The organism is Pantoea sp. USMM079 (genome assembly GCF_037153115.1).
GTDB classification, from domain to species: Bacteria; Pseudomonadota; Gammaproteobacteria; order Enterobacterales; family Enterobacteriaceae; genus Pantoea; species Pantoea communis.
In genome coordinates this window covers 467360-485014 of record NZ_JBBCKX010000001.1, presented here as the reverse complement: position 1 = coordinate 485014, position 17655 = coordinate 467360, and the positions used below count along the sequence as shown (strand labels likewise).

The 17655-nt window shown below is 50.4% G+C and carries 14 protein-coding genes and 2 tRNA genes; 7 read left to right on the top strand and 9 right to left on the bottom strand.

Translation table 11 applies throughout. From position 1 onward, the window contains the following. Positions 1-27: 27 nt before the first annotated feature. From oppA to WFP70_RS02235, 3 genes are all read right to left on the bottom strand, one after another. On the bottom strand, positions 28-1665 hold the full coding sequence (gene oppA, locus WFP70_RS02245) for an oligopeptide ABC transporter substrate-binding protein OppA (RefSeq protein ID WP_034828830.1): 1638 nt from the start codon (positions 1663-1665) through the stop codon (positions 28-30). Positions 1666-1824: 159 nt separating this feature from the next. Next, positions 1825-3459, bottom strand: a complete 1635-nt coding sequence (locus tag WFP70_RS02240; RefSeq protein ID WP_337022454.1) for an ABC transporter substrate-binding protein — start codon at positions 3457-3459, stop codon at positions 1825-1827. Between the two features lie 575 nt (positions 3460-4034). Beyond that, positions 4035-4682 carry a YchE family NAAT transporter gene (locus WFP70_RS02235; RefSeq protein WP_337022453.1) on the bottom strand — a complete coding sequence of 216 codons (648 nt, stop codon included), beginning with the start codon at positions 4680-4682 and terminating at the stop codon, positions 4035-4037. Positions 4683-5125: 443 nt separating this feature from the next. On the opposite strand from WFP70_RS02235, the gene adhE reads away from it, so the two are divergent. Then, positions 5126-7804 (top strand): bifunctional acetaldehyde-CoA/alcohol dehydrogenase, encoded by a 2679-nt coding sequence (gene adhE / locus WFP70_RS02230; RefSeq protein ID WP_034828825.1) that lies wholly within the window; start codon positions 5126-5128, stop codon positions 7802-7804. Positions 7805-7855: 51 nt separating this feature from the next. Here adhE and tdk read toward each other — a convergent pair whose 3' ends face one another. Next, positions 7856-8476 carry a thymidine kinase gene (gene tdk, locus WFP70_RS02225; RefSeq protein WP_034828884.1) on the bottom strand — a complete coding sequence of 207 codons (621 nt, stop codon included), beginning with the start codon at positions 8474-8476 and terminating at the stop codon, positions 7856-7858. Between the two features lie 417 nt (positions 8477-8893). Here tdk and hns point away from each other — a divergent pair, with 417 nt between their 5' ends. Continuing rightward, positions 8894-9301, top strand: coding sequence for a histone-like nucleoid-structuring protein H-NS (gene hns / locus WFP70_RS02220; protein WP_034828823.1), 408 nt, complete (start codon positions 8894-8896; stop codon positions 9299-9301). Positions 9302-9397: 96 nt separating this feature from the next. Here hns and WFP70_RS02215 read toward each other — a convergent pair whose 3' ends face one another. The 5 genes from WFP70_RS02215 to rssA all read right to left on the bottom strand — a co-directional run bounded on the left by WFP70_RS02215 (position 9398) and on the right by rssA (position 14910). Next, complete coding sequence (locus WFP70_RS02215) at positions 9398-10405, bottom strand: NAD-dependent epimerase (protein ID WP_337022452.1); 1008 nt, start codon at positions 10403-10405, stop codon at positions 9398-9400. A gap of 14 nt (positions 10406-10419) precedes the next feature. After that, on the bottom strand, positions 10420-11760 hold the full coding sequence (locus WFP70_RS02210; RefSeq protein ID WP_034828819.1) for a UDP-glucose dehydrogenase family protein: 1341 nt from the start codon (positions 11758-11760) through the stop codon (positions 10420-10422). A gap of 23 nt (positions 11761-11783) precedes the next feature. Next, positions 11784-12692 carry a UTP--glucose-1-phosphate uridylyltransferase GalU gene (gene galU / locus WFP70_RS02205; RefSeq protein WP_034828817.1) on the bottom strand — a complete coding sequence of 303 codons (909 nt, stop codon included), beginning with the start codon at positions 12690-12692 and terminating at the stop codon, positions 11784-11786. A 193-nt stretch (positions 12693-12885) separates the two neighbouring features. Continuing rightward, positions 12886-13902, bottom strand: coding sequence for a two-component system response regulator RssB (gene rssB, locus WFP70_RS02200; protein WP_034828815.1), 1017 nt, complete (start codon positions 13900-13902; stop codon positions 12886-12888). Positions 13903-14004: 102 nt separating this feature from the next. Next, complete coding sequence (gene rssA / locus WFP70_RS02195; protein ID WP_097116983.1) at positions 14005-14910, bottom strand: patatin-like phospholipase RssA; 906 nt, start codon at positions 14908-14910, stop codon at positions 14005-14007. A 96-nt stretch (positions 14911-15006) separates the two neighbouring features. Here rssA and WFP70_RS02190 point away from each other — a divergent pair, with 96 nt between their 5' ends. From WFP70_RS02190 to xthA, 5 genes are all read left to right on the top strand, one after another. Then, positions 15007-15462: a YchJ family protein gene (locus WFP70_RS02190; RefSeq protein ID WP_337022451.1), complete on the top strand. Its 456-nt coding sequence runs from the start codon at positions 15007-15009 to the stop codon at positions 15460-15462. A 57-nt stretch (positions 15463-15519) separates the two neighbouring features. Next, on the top strand, positions 15520-16368 hold the full coding sequence (gene purU, locus WFP70_RS02185; RefSeq protein ID WP_034828882.1) for a formyltetrahydrofolate deformylase: 849 nt from the start codon (positions 15520-15522) through the stop codon (positions 16366-16368). Between the two features lie 143 nt (positions 16369-16511). Continuing rightward, positions 16512-16596, top strand: a tRNA-Tyr gene (locus WFP70_RS02180). Positions 16597-16641: 45 nt separating this feature from the next. After that, positions 16642-16726: transfer RNA gene (locus WFP70_RS02175), tRNA-Tyr, on the top strand. Between the two features lie 109 nt (positions 16727-16835). Then, a complete protein-coding gene (gene xthA / locus WFP70_RS02170; RefSeq protein WP_034828809.1) occupies positions 16836-17648 on the top strand; it encodes an exodeoxyribonuclease III in 813 nt (270 codons plus the stop codon). Positions 17649-17655: the final 7 nt, after the last annotated feature.

Below are 17655 nucleotides of genomic sequence, written 5' to 3'. Positions count from 1 at the left end.
CCGCCACTGTCGATAGCCTGAGTGCTATTAATGTTTAATGATATACAGGTTTTTATCGAGGGTTTTATCCAGCGGATCATTACCGGTGTAACCCCCCACGTACGGTTTCACCAGACGCGCGTTGACGTAGTAGTAAACCGGGACAATGGTGCTGTCTTTATCCAGAATCTGCTCAGCTTTCTGGTAATCCGCGACACGGGCTTTATCGTCTACCGCTTTCACCGCATCGTGGATCACTTTATCGAAGTCTGCGCTCTTATAGTGCGAGGTGTTACTGCTGCTGTCAGACAGCATGATGTTCAGGAACGAGGTTGGCTCGTTATAGTCTGCACACCAGGCCGCACGAGAAACATCAAAGTTGCCCTGATGACGGGTATCCAGGAAGGTTTTCCACTCCTGGTTCTCCAGTTTGATGTTCACGCCAATGTTCTTTTTCCAGATCGAAGACGCGGCGATAGCCAGCTTCTTATGCAGATCCGAGGTGTTGTACAGCAGGTTGAAGGTCAGTGGCTTGTCAGCCGTGTAACCCGCTTCAGCCAGCAGTTTTTTCGCTTCTTCGTTACGCTTATTCTGATCCCATTTGAACCAGTCTGGCGGCAGCAATTCCATGCCGTCGGTGGCTGGCGGGGTAAAGCTGTACGCCGGTAACTGCCCCTGCGCCAGCACCTTATTCACCATGATGTCGCGATCCAGACCCAGTTTCAGCGCAGTACGCACGCGCGGATCGGTGAATGGCGCTTTCTGGTTGTTGATTTCATAGTAGTAGGTGCAGAGATACGGCTTCACCATCAACTCTTTGCCGTTATCACGCTGCAGTTTTTTGAACAGCTCAATCGGCATGTTGTTATAGGTGATGTCACTGCCGTTCTCAGAGAAGTAACGGTTCACGTCACTGACTTCTGAGTTGATCGGCAGGAAGGTCACTTTGTTCAGTACGGTGTGCGCGTTATCCCAATATTCCGGGTTACGTACGATGGTGACACGTTCGTTGATGACGTGTGATTCCAGTTTAAACGCACCGTTGCCCACCCAGTTTTGTGGCTGAGTCCACTGGTCGCCAAACTTATCGATAGCAGGCTTATACACCGGTGACATCACGGAGTTGATCAGCAGCTTGTAGAAATAAGGAACCGGCTCGCTGAGGGTCACTTCCAGCGTATGGTCATCAATGGCTTTCACACCCAGATCGGTGATCGGTTTTTTACCGGCGATGATGTCATCGACATTCAGGATGTGGCCGTATTGCGGATAGCTGGCGTAAGGAGAAGCGGTTTTAGGATCGACTAAACGCTCCCAGCTATAGACGAAATCTTGTGCCGTGACTGGCTCGCCATTGGACCATTTAGCGTTTTTACGCAGATGGAAAGTCCAGACTTTAAAATCTTTGTTTTCCCAGCTTTCTGCCACGCCCGGAATCGGTTTGCCATCGCTGTCGCTGATGATCAGACCTTCGTACAGATCGCGTGCGATGTTGTCTTCCGGCACGCCTTCAATTTTATGCGGGTCAAGCGATTGCACTTCATCGCCATTACCACGTACCAGCTCCTGTTTTGCTGCCAATTCAACGCCTGCTGGCACTGCGGCCAAAGCAGCATTCCCTGCCAGTGCGCCGATTGCTGCAAGAACGCCTGCGGCAATCAGGCTTTTTTTCGTGATGTTGTTCATTACTTAGCTCCAGTTTTATTATCGTCACCGGGTCAGTGAACTGCCCGGCGTACCCCGTTTCCGGGAGATCTCTGCCTGTCTGAACAGAGACCACTACCACCCTTCAGGGTTTACCACGTTAATGTGCCGTCCGACTGTAGCGCCGGTTCCACACATTACTCAATGTTTCTTTATGTAATAGTATTTCAATGCCAGCATATCTTGCGGATCCTTGCCGGTAAAACCGCCTACCCAGGGTTTCACAAGACGCACGCTGACGCGATAGTAAACCGGCACGATGGGCGAGTCCGTATCCAGCTGCGCTTCGGCCTGCTGATACAATGCGGCACGCTGAGTGTTATCGGCAACCGTCAGGGTTTGCGCCATCAATTTATCGAAGGCATCGCTGTGATAGAACGCGGTGTTGATCGAGGAACCACTCAGCAGCATATTGAGGAAAGTTGAGGGCTCGTTATAGTCCGAGCACCAGGTGGCGCGTACCACATCGTATTGTGCCTGATGACGCGTCTCCAGCAGCGTTTTCCACTCCTGATTTTGTAGCGTCACCTCGGCACCGAGGTTCTTTTGCCACATCGAGGCGGCGGCGATAGCCTGCCGTTTATTCTGCTCAGAGGTGTTATACAACAACGTGAAACGCAGCGGGTGCTGAGCATTAAAACCGGCATCGGCCAGCAGTTGTTTGGCACTGGCGTTACGTTCGGCCTGGGTTTGCTTCGACCAGGCAGGGGCTTCAGGCGAGATGCCGTGCGTAAATGGCGGCGTCAGCGCATAGGCGGGGATCTGCCCCTGCCCCATGATCTTGTCGGCGATGATGTCACGATCAAGCGTCAGCTTCAGGGCTGTACGGACTCTTGCATCATCGAACGGCGCCTTTTTGTTGTTCATTTCATAGTAGAAGGTGCAGAGTACAGGGCTGACTTTGACCTGATTACCTAAATCCTGCTGCAACTTCTTGAATAAATCCGGTGGCACCACGCTGTTGGTCATATCCGTGCCACCGCTGCGATAGCGATTGATATCACTGTTCTCGGAGCTAATCGGCAGAAAAACGCCCTCATCAATCACGCTGCGCGCATTATCCCAATATTGCGGATTACGCTTCAGAACGATCTTTTCATTCACCACCCAATCAGCCAGCGTGTAGGCACCATTTCCCACATAATTCTGCGGTTGCGTCCACTGCTCGCCGAATTTTTCAATCGCCGCGCGATACACCGGCTTCATCGCGGTATGGGCCAGCATATCGATAAAATAGGGAACAGGCTCAGTGAGTGTCACTTCGAGGTGGTGCGCATCAATCGCTTTCACGCCCAGTGAATCCGGCGAGGCTTTGCCAGCCAAAATGGCGTCAATGTTGGCGATATGGGCGGCTTGCAAATAACTGGCATAGGGTGAAGCTGTTTTCGGATCGGCCAGACGCTGCCAGCTGTAGACGAAATCTTGCGCGGTGACGGGTTCACCGTTGTTCCAGCGCGCATCTTCACGCAGGGTGAAGGTCCAGATACGCCCCTGCTGGTTGCTCCACTGCTTTGCAACGCCAGGCACAATCTGACCATTGTTATCGGTCTCGACCAGCCCCTCTAACAAATTGCGGATGACATTAGATTCGGGAACCCCTTCCGTTTTTTGCGGATCGAGCGAGGACACTTCACTACCGTTATTGATGACAATGCGCTGTGTTGCAGATAACTCCGTCCCTGCCGGGATGTCAGCCGCCTGACTATGAGAGATAAAACCTGCCAGACAAAGTACCAGAGACGTGCGCGCAACTTTTTTCGCTACCATGCTCTTCATCAACAAATATCGACCTTAAATAAAAACCTGATAGCGAGTAAGCAAGAAGCGTACACATTTGTCGCGAACAGGGAAAAAATTTGTGATGAGCCGAAAATTATCAGAACCGATGCCCGCACACCAAAGCTAAACAGCAAAAATGTTAGCTAATTCTCTTTTATCATGTAGAGCGCGACAGGAGAAGTGTTAATTTTCATCCTGAAATATTATTCAACCAGATGTTTTATAAGCAATAAGTCAATATTCCGCTGATTTTATCGCCAATAAAGCCTTGCAATCCGCTATTTTACTGTTAAAGCTGCCAAACTCTCAGCTAACAATATGAAACGTTATTTGAGGTGATAAAACTTCCGAATAGTTACTGATTAAAATGAAAATGGCAGTGAAATATACTGTGATAATTATCACATATATTTGTTGATGAACTGGCGCTGGAAGGAAAAGTAGTAGCAAAAGTGATGATAGTCAGATCATATTAAGCCAGGCGAATAACCTCACCATATTGGTGCAAAAAAATCACCCATCGCACCAATATGGATCACAGAAGTTATTTTTTGACTAAAAATACAACCTGATTAATTCAGTAAACCTGGAAATATCGCTTTCATGCCGGTGACAACAAACTCAATACCCAGCGCCATTAATAGCAGACCCATGATACGCGTAATCACGTTAATGCCGGTTTGCCCTAAGATGCGCACCATCAAAGGGGCAGCCCGGAACAGTAACCAGCAACAAAAAGCAAAAATCGCAATGGCGATAGTGAAACCGAGCAGGTTTATCCAGCTGTGGTAACGCGTGCTCCAGACGATAGTCGAACTGATCGCACCCGGGCCGGCCATCAAGGGCAAGGCCAGTGGCACCACACCAATACTTTCACGAATCGCGGTCTCTGACTTTTCCTGCTTGTTTTGCTTATCCTCACCTAACTTGCCGCTGATCATCGACATCGCGATGGTTACCACCAGAATCCCCCCGGCGATACGGAATGAGTCAATGGAGATGCCGAAGAGATGGAGAATAGCGTCCCCGAGGAACAGCGAGGTCCAGAGAATGATCGCTACAGCCAGATTTGCCGTGAAGTTGGTTTTATTCCGCTCAGCGACAGCCTGGTAGCTGGTCATGCTAATGAACACGGGAATGATCCCCACGGGATTGACCAGGGCAAATAAACCGACAAAAAACTTAATGTAGCCGGAAAAATCAAGTAGCACGGGGTTCACGGTGAGCTCCACGAAGGTAGTGTTTCAAATCGCGCTTAATGTAGTGCATAAGCCGGGCGGAAAACCAGTGGGTTAAGCGGAAATATATGCTGCTATTTCCGCTAACTTCCAGTGGATTCATCTGTGCGAAGTGGGACATCAATCACCCGACCTATCCCTGTCAGCCAAAACCAACGAATGAGTTACTTTAGTTGCTAAAGTGGGTGCTGAAAGGTGTCAGCTTGGCTCCGGATTGATCCACATCAAAATTTGCCTACCTCATCAGGGGTAATCTTACCCCATCGAAATTATTGCGAAATGAGTAAGCGTTTTATCCTGGAAACCCTTTTAGTAAGCAACGGCAATCAACTTGCCACTCTGACCAACGTATAAGCATAGCGCGACTATACTTTCCGACTCAGGCTTGCTTACTAAAAGAGTTTAACTTCCTTCAGGAGAGCACTATGGCCGTTACAAATGTTGCCGAACTTAATGCACTGGTAGAGCGTGTTAAAAAGGCACAGCGTGAATACGCCAACTTTAGTCAGGAACAAGTTGATACCATTTTCCGCGCTGCTGCACTCGCCGCTGCTGATGCCCGTATCCCCCTCGCCAAAATGGCCGTCGCCGAATCGGGCATGGGTATCGTTGAAGATAAAGTGATCAAAAACCACTTCGCTTCTGAATATATCTACAACGCCTATAAAGATGAGAAAACCTGTGGTGTGCTGGATACAGATGACACCTTCGGTACTATCACCATCGCTGAGCCAATTGGCCTGATTTGCGGTATCGTCCCAACCACTAACCCAACCTCTACCGCCATCTTTAAAGCGCTGATCAGCTTAAAAACCCGTAACGGCATCATTTTCTCACCACATCCACGTGCCAAAGATGCCACTAACAAAGCGGCAGACATCGTGTTGCAGGCCGCCATTGCGGCTGGTGCGCCGAAAGACATCATTGGCTGGATTGATGTCCCTTCAGTAGAGCTGTCCAACCAGCTGATGCACCACCCTGATATCAACCTGATTCTGGCCACCGGTGGCCCGGGCATGGTGAAAGCCGCATACAGTTCCGGTAAACCGGCGATTGGTGTCGGTGCCGGTAATACGCCTGTCGTTATCGATGAAACCGCCGATATCAAACGCGCAGTCGCTTCTATCCTGATGTCGAAAACCTTCGATAACGGCGTCATTTGTGCGTCAGAGCAGTCTGTCATCGTGGTGGACTCGGTCTACGATGCGGTTCGCGAGCGTTTCGCCAGCCACGGCGGCTATCTGCTGCAGGGCAAAGAGTTGAAAGCCATTCAGGATATCATTCTGAAAAATGGTGCACTGAATGCCGCTATCGTCGGCCAACCTGCGGCAAAAATTGCTGAACTGGCCGGCATCAGCGTCCCTGCGACCACTAAAATCCTCATCGGTGAAGTGAAGCTGGTGGATGAGTCTGAACCGTTTGCCCACGAAAAACTGTCGCCAACCCTGGCGATGTATCGCGCAAAAGATTATTACGACGCGGTAGATAAAGCAGAAAAACTGGTGGCTATGGGCGGTATCGGCCATACCTCTTGCCTGTACACTGACCAGGATAACCAACACGAGCGCGTGCACTTCTTTGGCGACAAAATGAAGACCGCCCGTATTCTGATTAACACACCAGCTTCGCAAGGCGGTATTGGCGACCTGTATAACTTCAAACTTGCGCCATCGTTGACGCTGGGCTGTGGTTCCTGGGGCGGTAACTCAATTTCTGAGAACGTCGGACCTAAACACCTGATCAACAAGAAAACCGTGGCCAAGCGAGCTGAAAATATGTTGTGGCATAAACTTCCGAAGTCTATCTACTTCCGTCGTGGTTCACTGCCGATTGCCCTGGAGGAAGTCGCCACCGACGGTGCTAAGCGCGCCTTTATCGTCACTGACCGCTTCCTGTTTAACAATGGCTATGCCGATCAAGTCACTCGCGTGTTAAAAGCGCACGGCATCGAAACTGAAGTGTTCTTTGAGGTGGAAGCGGACCCAACACTCAGCATCGTACGTAAAGGTGCTGAGCAGATGAACAGCTTCAAACCCGATGTGATTATCGCCCTGGGCGGCGGTTCCCCGATGGATGCCGCGAAAATCATGTGGGTGATGTACGAACATCCTGAAACCCACTTCGAAGAACTGGCGCTGCGTTTCATGGATATCCGTAAACGTATCTACAAGTTCCCGAAAATGGGCGTGAAAGCGCGCATGGTGGCCATCACCACCACTTCCGGTACCGGTTCTGAAGTTACACCGTTTGCGGTAGTGACTGACGATGCGACAGGCCAGAAATATCCTTTAGCGGATTATGCACTGACGCCTGATATGGCGATTGTGGATGCCAATCTGGTGATGGATATGCCTCGCTCACTCTGTGCGTTTGGTGGTCTGGATGCGGTAACTCACTCGCTGGAAGCCTATGTCTCTGTACTTGCAAATGAGTACTCTGATGGCCAGGCGCTGCAGGCGCTGAAACTGCTGAAAGAGAACCTGCCGGCCAGCTATCGTGAGGGGGCGAAGAATCCAGTAGCGCGTGAACGTGTGCATAATGCGGCCACAATCGCCGGTATCGCGTTCGCCAACGCCTTCCTCGGTGTGTGTCACTCCATGGCGCATAAGCTGGGCTCGGAGTTCCACATTCCGCACGGTTTGGCCAACGCCCTGCTGATTTGCAACGTCATCCGTTACAACGCGAATGACAACCCAACCAAGCAGACGGCTTTCAGCCAGTACGATCGCCCACAGGCACGTCGTCGCTACGCTGAAATTGCCGACCATCTTGGATTGAGTGCACAGGGTGACCGCACTGCCCAGAAAATTGAAAAACTGCTGGCATGGCTGGAAGAGATGAAAACTCAACTGGGTATCCCAACCTCAATCCGAGAAGCTGGCGTGCAGGAAGCCGATTTCCTGGCGAAAGTCGATAAGCTGGCAGACGACGCGTTTGATGACCAGTGTACCGGTGCGAATCCGCGTTATCCGCTGATTGCCGAATTGAAGCAAATCATGCTGGATACCTTCTATGGCCGCGAATTCTCTGAAGCTGAAGGCCCAGTGGCTGAAGCCGCCGATGATAAAACGGTGAAAATCGAGAAAAAAACCAAAAAAGCCTAACCGGCTAAAAACAAAAAACCCGCTGCGGCGGGTTTTTTTATCGCTAAATAATCAAGCGTGCGGAGATTGCGCACCATAGATAGCTTTTAACGATCCTTCATCAATCGCCTGTTTATAGTGTTTACGGCAGACAGAAATATATCGCTCATTGCCGCCAATCACCACCTGCTCTCCTTCGCTGAACGGTTTACCGTTGGCATCAAGGCGCAATACCATGCTGGCTTTACGGCCGCAATGGCAGATGGTTTTAAGCTCAACCAGTTTATCTGCCCATGCCAGTAAATATTGACTGCCGGTAAAGAGCTCGCCGCGAAAATCAGTGCGTAATCCATAACACAATACGGGAATATCCATATTGTCGACCACATCCGATAACGCCCTGACTTGCTCACGTGTCAGGAACTGACTCTCATCCACCAGCACACAATGAACCGGTTGCTTCGCATGCTCCCTGGCTATTTCCTGATTTAATTGTGTCGCAGCGTTATATAAAAATGCAGGAGACGATAGACCAATCCGCGAGCTTACCTTGCCCGCACCAAAGCGGTCATCAATCTCGGCGGTATACACCAGAGTGCGCATGCCGCGCTCCTGATAGTTATAGGAGGACTGAAGCAAAGCAGTGGATTTACCCGCGTTCATCGCGGAGTAATAAAAATAAAGTTGGGCCATATGCAGAATCTCATCGCAGCACAAATCTGATGGCGCGCAGTCTACCATAAACAAGTAAACCTGTAGCGATGCATTATTTTTATCATTTGCTCAAATTAACGACAATGGCAGGTACGTGATTCATCATCGACGTTAAAACAGCACTTTTTGGCAAAGAACAATCTATGCTGAGAATTTATTCAGCATTATTACTGCCAAAGTGTAAGGATTAGCACAACGTCACGGTGGCAAACGCGGATAATCAAGGCTTCAGATCTAAGCGCTAACGGTAAATATATTTGTAAACCGTAATACAAAGTGATTTCTGGTTTTTACTTAACGTTTTACTTTTTAATCTGACTATTGCAGTTATTTTTTAGCCCCACTATTATGAGTCGGCAGAACAACTCCCATTTATTATATTTTGAGATTAGGACAATGAGCGAAGCACTTAAAATTCTTAATAATATCCGTACATTGCGCGCGCAAGCTCGGGAATGCACTCTGGAAACACTGGAAGAGATGCTGGAAAAACTCGAGGTTGTCGTCAATGAGCGTCGTGAAGAAGAAACTCACGCGCAGGCTGAAAATGCTGAACGTAACCGCAAACTTGAACAATACCGTGAGATGCTGATTGCAGATGGTATCGATCCAAACGAATTGTTACAGGCACTTTCTGAGACCAAAGCACCGGGAAAAACCAAGCGTGCTGCACGTCCTGCCAAGTATTCTTACGTTGATGAAAATGGTGAAAACCGTACCTGGACTGGTCAGGGTCGTACACCAGCCGTGATTAAAAAAGCGATTGAAGAACAAGGTAAACAACTGGACGATTTCCTGCTGTAATTTTCCAGTGCTTCGAATTGTGAATAGCGCTAACGTGAGTTCACTTTACACCGGGTAAGAAAAAGGAAGCCGCTGGCTTCCTTTTTTAATGCGTCTTTATTGCTGATAAAAGCGACGATACCAATCAACAAAGTTCTGCACGCCCTGCTCAACCCTGGTTTGCGGACGGAACTGAATCGCATCATATAATGGCTGAGTATCCGCACTGGTATTGAGCACATCTCCCGGCTGCATCGGCAGCATATTTTTCTTCGCTTCAATGCCCAACGCTTTTTCCAGTGACTCGATATAGGTCATCAGGCTGGTCGGCTGGCTGTTGCCGATATTGTAAACCCGGTATGGCGCAGAACTGGTGGCCGGCGATCCCGCTTCCACGGTCCAGTTTTCATTAGCCTGCGGAATCACATCCTGCATACGCACGATAGCTTCAGCAATATCATCAATGTAAGTAAAATCTCGGGACATTTGCCCACGGTTATAGACGTCAATTTGCTCACCGGCCAGCATTGCGCGGGTGAATTTGAATAACGCCATATCCGGACGTCCCCACGGACCGTAAACAGTAAAGAAGCGCAGACCGGTGGTGGGCAACTGGTACAAATGGGAATAAGTATGCGACATCAATTCGTTGGCTTTTTTGGTGGCCGCATACAGAGAAATAGGATGGTCAACGGAGTCATCCGTTGAGAAAGGCATTTTGCGGTTAAGCCCATATACTGAGCTGGATGACGCATACAGCAGGTGGCCAACTTTATGATGGCGGCACCCTTCGAGAATATTGAGGTGGCCAATGAGATTGGCATCGGCGTAAGCGTGTGGGTTATCAATTGAATAACGAACGCCCGCTTGCGCACCCAGATGGATCACGCGATCAAATGCATGATCTTCGAATAATGAAGAAATGGCCTGGCGATCTGCCAGGTCCATTTTCAGGAAAATAAACTCGGGATGCTGGAGGATCTGGTCTAAGCGCGCTTGTTTCAGGCTGACATCGTAATAGTCATTCAGGTTATCGATACCGACGACCTGGTGACCGGCGGCCAGCAAACGCTGACTCACGTGAAATCCAATAAAACCTGCCGCACCGGTAACCAAAAACTTCATACATCCCTCATTTATTACACAATTTGAATTGATGCTCCGCGGCCGATAGCGTAATACGTAAAGCCGCGTTTGCTGATACGCTCCGGATCATACAGGTTACGACCATCAAAAATCACGGGTTGTTTTAACGCGGTTTTGATAACGTCGAAATCTGGCGCACGGAAGTTCTGCCATTCAGTACAAATGACCAGGCCATCAGCACCTTGCAACGCCGCTTCTTTGGTACCGGTCAGCTTCAGATCGTCGCGGTGGCCATAAATACGCTGCGCTTCTTCCATTGCTTCAGGGTCAAATGCCTGAATGGTCGCACCCGCTTCCCATAGCGTTTCCATCAGCACACGGCTGGAGGCTTCACGCATATCGTCGGTGTTAGGTTTGAACGCAAGGCCCCAGAGAGCAAAGGTTTTGCCACGCAGATCGTCGCCAAAATGACGCTTGATGAAGCTCGGCAATTTGTTCTTCTGTGAATCATTCACATCTTCTACCGCCTGCAACAGACGCGGTGTATAACCAATCGACTCAGCAGTACGAATCAGCGCCTGCACGTCTTTCGGGAAGCACGAACCACCGTAGCCACAGCCAGGGTAGATGAAGTGATAACCAATGCGAGAATCTGAACCAATCCCCTGGCGGACTTTCTCAACGTCGGCTCCCAGACGTTCTGCCAGGTTAGAGATTTCGTTCATGAAGCTGATTTTGGTCGCCAGCATGCAGTTCGCTGCGTACTTGGTCAGCTCTGCACTGCGGATATCCATCAGAATCATGCGATCGTGATTGCGGTTGAATGGCTCATAAAGCTCACGCAACAACTCAACCACGTCGTCGTTATCAGTGCCCACCACGATGCGCTCAGGACGCATGCAGTCGTTTACTGCAGCCCCTTCCTTGAGGAATTCAGGGTTAGAAACCACATCAAACGGGATGTTCACATCACGTTTTTGCAGCGTCTCGGCCATTACTGCACGCACACGATCAGCCGTTCCGACAGGGACGGTAGATTTATCGATCACCACTTTATGATCGTTCATGTGCGCTGCAATTGTCCGCGCAACCGCAGTCACATATTTCAGATCGGCAGAACCGTCTTCATCCGGCGGCGTACCCACAGCAATAAATTGCATGACACCGTGGTTAACACCCTCTTCTGCATTGGTGCTGAACTTCAGGCGACCCGCTTCATAGTTAGACATGACCAGCGGCGTCAAACCCGGTTCGAAAATCGGAATATGGCCTTTTTTCAGGTTTTCGACTTTCTTTTCATCGACATCAATACAGAGAACGTCATGTCCGACTTCGGCTAACACCGCAGCCTGAACCAGACCGACATAGCCGATACCAAATACAGTGACTTTCATTGAATTATCCTGTGTTTAATGAATTACTTTTTGTTGCCTACAGCGCCTTCCAGCCATTGAGTAAAGTCTTTACCCAGTACTGGATGACGAACGCCATACTCAACGAAAGCCTGCATATAACCCAGTTTGTTACCGCAGTCATGGCTTACACCGGTCAGGTGATAGGCTTCAACGGTCTCTTTTTCCATCAGCATGGCGATGGAGTCAGTCAGCTGAACTTCGCCGCCAGCACCTGGAGGGGTTTTCGCCAGCAGTGGCCAGATGTCAGCAGACAGCACGTAACGACCCACAACTGCGAGGTTAGAAGGCGCTTCAGAAGCTTTAGGCTTTTCAACCACACCCACCATTGGCGCGCTCTGGCCTGGCGCCAGGTCAGCACCTTTGCAGTCAACGACACCGTAAGCGGTCACATCAGCAACCGGCTCTACCATGATCTGGCTGCGGCCGCTTTCTTCGTAACGCGCCAGCATTTCTGCCAGGTTGTCTTTGGTTGGGTCAGATTCGTACTCATCGATGATCACATCTGGCAGAATCACGGCAACCGGCTCATCACCGACCAGCGGATGTGCACACATCACTGCGTGGCCAAGGCCTTTCGCAATACCCTGACGCACCTGCATGATGGTCACGTGTGGAGGACAGATAGACTGGATTTCATCCAGCAGCTGACGCTTAACGCGTTTTTCCAGCATGGATTCCAGCTCAAAACTGGTATCAAAATGGTTTTCGATGGCGTTTTTAGAAGAGTGCGTAACCAACACGATTTCGTTAATGCCCGCAGCAATACACTCATTCACGACATATTGGATCAGCGGCTTATCGACCAGCGGTAACATCTCTTTTGGAATAGCTTTAGTAGCAGGCAGCATACGCGTACCCAGACCTGCAACCGGGATTACCGCTTTTTTTACTTTAGACTTATAGGCAGACATCTAAATACCTCTCTTAATAGGCCGTTCAAGTTAATACTTGATATGTCGGTTTAAAAACGAAATGAGTATATCAGTTACTATCAGACGGATTTATCCTGGATGGAGCTAATCCGCGGAATTTAAGACTATTACCCAAGTGTAAAGCTTACCCCTGGCCCTGTCTCCAGCCCGCAAAAAATATAAATCCAATCGCTTATTCTTCAGCCGATAACATCAGCCGTAGCCTGCCACCCGCGCCCCACACATGGCACTGCCAGGCATCAGCGCGTTGACTGATCTGATTGAGGTGCGTACTGCCCATAGTACCAAGCGGCACGCCATTACTGAGTTGAATCTGATGGGTGTTAATGTGCAATGTGGCGTTGAGGCCAGCGGAGACCAGAATCAGGTTTTTCAACTGACGGTGGTAGTACCCCACCAACAAGGGGAACTGGCCACTGAGATTGGCCTGGCGTAACAGCATATTGACCTGGCGCAGCAGGCCGTTTAACTCCGGCAAGCGCTGTTTCTGTCCGGAAAGTTGTTCCTGTAGCAGACCATTAAACAGCGCGCGCAACAGTAAGGCGGCCAACACGCCATTATCGCCTGCTCGGGTCACATCAAGACAGTAGAAGGCCAGATCCTTGTCGGACAACGCGGCAATATCCAGCACCAGCCCTGGCTGTTCGGCCATGGTCAGTTGGCGATAGTTAATGCGGCAATTGGCGATGGTTTGCTGAACCGGAGGTTGCAACTGCTTCAGTAACTTAGACGCAGCTAAAGGATCGCGGACCAGTGCATCCCAATCCTGAAACAGCTGTTCATCTTCCTCAACTTTGGAAGTGAACATCGAAGGATAAAGGCACTCATAAACAGCTTCACGAAAACGTTCGAGGTTTCTGAGCGGCTTAAGCAGAACATCCTGAACCCCAAGGCGCAGGACATGCGCAATATCAGCCATGTTCTGCGTGGCGGAGATGATCAAGATTGGCACGCTATTACCGCGGCTGCGGATACGTTCGACGAACTGAAGCCCCCCCATGCGCGGCATCTCCAGATCGCAAATCACCAAATCCACGGCTTGAGCCGACAGCAAGGTTAAGCCATCGAGGCCATCTCCCGCTTCCAGCGTGCTGGCTCCCAGCCCCACCAACATAGTGTCTAACATCGAACGGAAAACGACCTCATCTTCGACAATGAGTATCTTTTTGCCGATTAGTGGTTTTTCCATTCTCTCCCCCTGCGTACCAGATATTTCAATAGTGGTTCATAAAACGCAGTTGCGCCTTTCAGAATTGACTGAAGTCGCACTGCCTGAGAATGAACAACCTGATTATCTGCCACGGACCAGCGGTAATAGTTCATCCATTTTTTTCTCGACGGCGGCTTTACCTGCCGCAATGGCTTCTTCTGCACGATGAAAATCCAGTGTGGATATCTGCGGACAAAACGGTTGAATCAGCACATCCGGTGGATCGCCCGCCATACGATTACGTTTAAGGCGGTTTTCCAGAATCTGGATGGATGTGGACATGATCTCCATGGCGCCCGGCGTTTGATTGGCCCGGCGGTGCGTCAGACCCAGTATGCGCTGGCGCAATTTTTTGCCCCAGCTTAATGCCTCAGCCGCGGCCTCTTCTTCACCGCTCTGTGGTGTCACCGATAATAAATCCTGCTGCATTAAATGCGCGTCATGCTGTAAGTCCACCGCGATGACAATGTCGGCGCCAAGGGCTCGTGTCAGAGATATCGGCACCGGATTGACCACGGCACCATCCACCAGCCAGTAACCATTGTAGCCAACAGGTGGTAATAAGCCTGGCATACTACAGGACGCACGTACTGCCTGATGCAAATCGCCTTCGGTTAACCACAACTCACGGCCGGTACTTAAATTCGAGGCCACCACGCCAAAGGGTTTATTGCACCCCTCAATCAATTCATTGGGGATCAACTGACGGATGTGGCTGAACACGCGGTCGCCGCGCAGCAAACCACCACGCTGCCACGACAGATCCATCAGACGGATTACATCCCAGTAGCGGAATGCGCTGACCCACTTTTCCATCACGCCCAGCCGATTATTGACGTACGCCGATCCCACCAGCGCGCCGACAGAGCAGCCTGCAACCACATCTATTTCAATGCCGGCACGCTCCAGCGCATTAATCACACCAATGTGCGCCCAACCTTTGGCGGCACCTGAACCCAGGGCCAGCCCGATCCTCACCTTTCTCATCGCACCTCGTGATTAGTCTGGTACGTAGCATCCCGCTCAGCAGTCGGCTACCATAGCGCACACTTTAATTAACTTTAATCACTCACAGGAGATGACGTGTCTGAAAAGTGCCCCTGCTGCAGCGGAAAGCAGTATAGCTTATGTTGCCAGCCCTTTCTGAGCGGTCAGGCATTCCCTGCCAGCGCTGAACAATTAATGCGTTCACGCTACACCGCTTATGTTGAAAAGAACGCGGGTTATCTGGCTGCGACCTGGCACTCCAGTAAGCGTGTGGCCGACCTTGAGACGTTATTATCTGAAAGTTTTTCCGGCACTGAGTGGCTGGGCTTGAATGTAACCCGTTGTAATCATGGAAGCCACGAGAATGAAGCCTTTGTGACCTTTTTTGCGCGTTACCGCGAAAAAGAGCGCACTTGGGCCATCTATGAATGTTCACGCTTTCTTCGTGAGGATCAACGCTGGTACTATATCGACGGAACGGTGCCCGAGCTGGGGCGCAACGATCGCTGTCCTTGTGGCTCCGATAAAAAATACAAAAAATGTTGTGGTTAATCTGGACAGATGCACAACGGCTTTACCATTCATCGCTTTGACAGGACTCTGATCGAGATGCAAGCGCAAAACACGCAACGAAAAGTTTTACGGACCATTTGCCCTGATGCGAAAGGTCTGATCGCCAAGATCACCAACATTTGCTACAAGCATGAACTCAACATTGTGCAAAACAATGAGTTTGTCGATCACCGTACCGGGCGCTTTTTCATGCGCACAGAGCTGGAAGGGATTTTCAACGACAATACCCTGCTGGCGGATCTCGACAGCGCGTTACCGGTAGGTTCGGTGCGGGAATTGCAGAGCGCTGGTCGTCGTCGTGTGGTGATTCTGGTGACCAAAGAGGCGCATTGCCTGGGCGATCTGCTGATGAAATGCGCGTTTGGTGGTCTCGATATGGAGATTGCCGCCGTCATTGGTAACCATGAAACGCTGCGCTCGCTGGTTGAACGTTTCGATATTCCGTTTGTGCTGGTCAGCCATGAAGGCCTGACGCGTGAAGAGCATGACAACCGCATGGGCGATGAAATTGATCGCTACCAGCCGGATTACGTGGTGCTGGCCAAATATATGCGCGTGCTGACGCCGGCTTTTGTGCAGCGTTACCCGAATCAGATCATCAATATTCACCACTCGTTCCTGCCTGCCTTCATCGGCGCGCGTCCTTACCATCAGGCTTACGAGCGTGGCGTAAAAATTATCGGTGCTACCGCGCACTACGTGAATGACAACCTCGATGAAGGTCCGATCATCATGCAGGACGTGATCAACGTCGATCACAGCTACACCGCAGAAGAGATGATGCGTGCCGGTCGTGATGTCGAGAAGAATGTCCTGAGCCGCGCGCTGTATAAAGTGCTGGGCCAGCGCGTGTTCGTTTACGGTAACCGCACCATCATTCTGTAAGCGTCCTGGCGCTGAATTGTGCAACTCTTCAGCGCCACGGATGAAAAGTGGGCAAACGATTCATATTTTTGTTTTCCGCGCTTTACAGTCAGAACGCATTTGGTATGATGCGCCCCGCTTTCAGGCACATTATTCAGGCCAGTGGCGGGATTCCCGAGCGGCCAAAGGGAGCAGACTGTAAATCTGCCGTCATCGACTTCGAAGGTTCGAATCCTTCTCCCGCCACCATCTGAATAATCTTCTCACCTGAATCACTAAGAGCTTTATATCCCTGGCGGGATTCCCGAGCGGCCAAAGGGAGCAGACTGTAAATCTGCCGTCATCGACTTCGAAGGTTCGAATCCTTCTCCCGCCACCATCGCTTTTCCTATTGCTTACATGTTATTTCTTCCCGATTCAATCCATGACATTCTAACGAAAACTCGTTACCATCCCGGCATACTTTTGCGGATAAGAATGGCAGCGAAATGAAATTTATCTCTTTCAACATCAATGGCTTGCGCGCACGCCCTCATCAACTTGAAGCCCTCGTCGAACAGCATCAGCCAGACGTCATCGGCCTGCAGGAAACCAAAGTTCACGATGACATGTTCCCGCTCGAAGACGTCAGCAAGTTGGGTTACAACGTGTTTTATCATGGTCAAAAAGGCCACTACGGCGTCGCGCTGCTGACCAAAGCGCAGCCTGTTTCGGTACGTCGTGGTTTTCCCGGTGATGATGAAGATTCACAACGCCGCCTAATCATGGCGGAAATCCCCAGCCCGATTGGCGACATCACCGTGATTAACGGTTACTTCCCGCAGGGTGAAAGCCGTGACCATCCAACTAAATTCCCGGCGAAAGAGAAGTTCTACCGTGATTTACAGGATTATCTGGAACAGCAGTTGGCGGTTGATAAGCCGGTGCTGATCATGGGTGACATGAATATCAGCAGTACCGATCTTGATATCGGCATTGGCGAAGATAACCGCAAGCGCTGGCTGCGCACCGGTAAATGCTCATTCCTGCCAGAAGAGCGTGAGTGGATGGATCGCCTGTTGCATTGGGGTCTGGTCGATACCTGGCGCGCGAAATACCCGGAAACGGCTGACCGTTTCTCCTGGTTCGACTACCGTTCAAAAGGTTTTGATGATAACCGTGGTCTGCGTATCGACCTGTTGCTGGCCAGTCAACCGCTGGCAGCGCGTTGCATTGAAAGTGGCATTGATTACGAGATCCGCAGCATGGAAAAACCATCGGATCATGCACCTGTCTGGTCGACGTTCAATCTGGAAAAATAAGTAAACT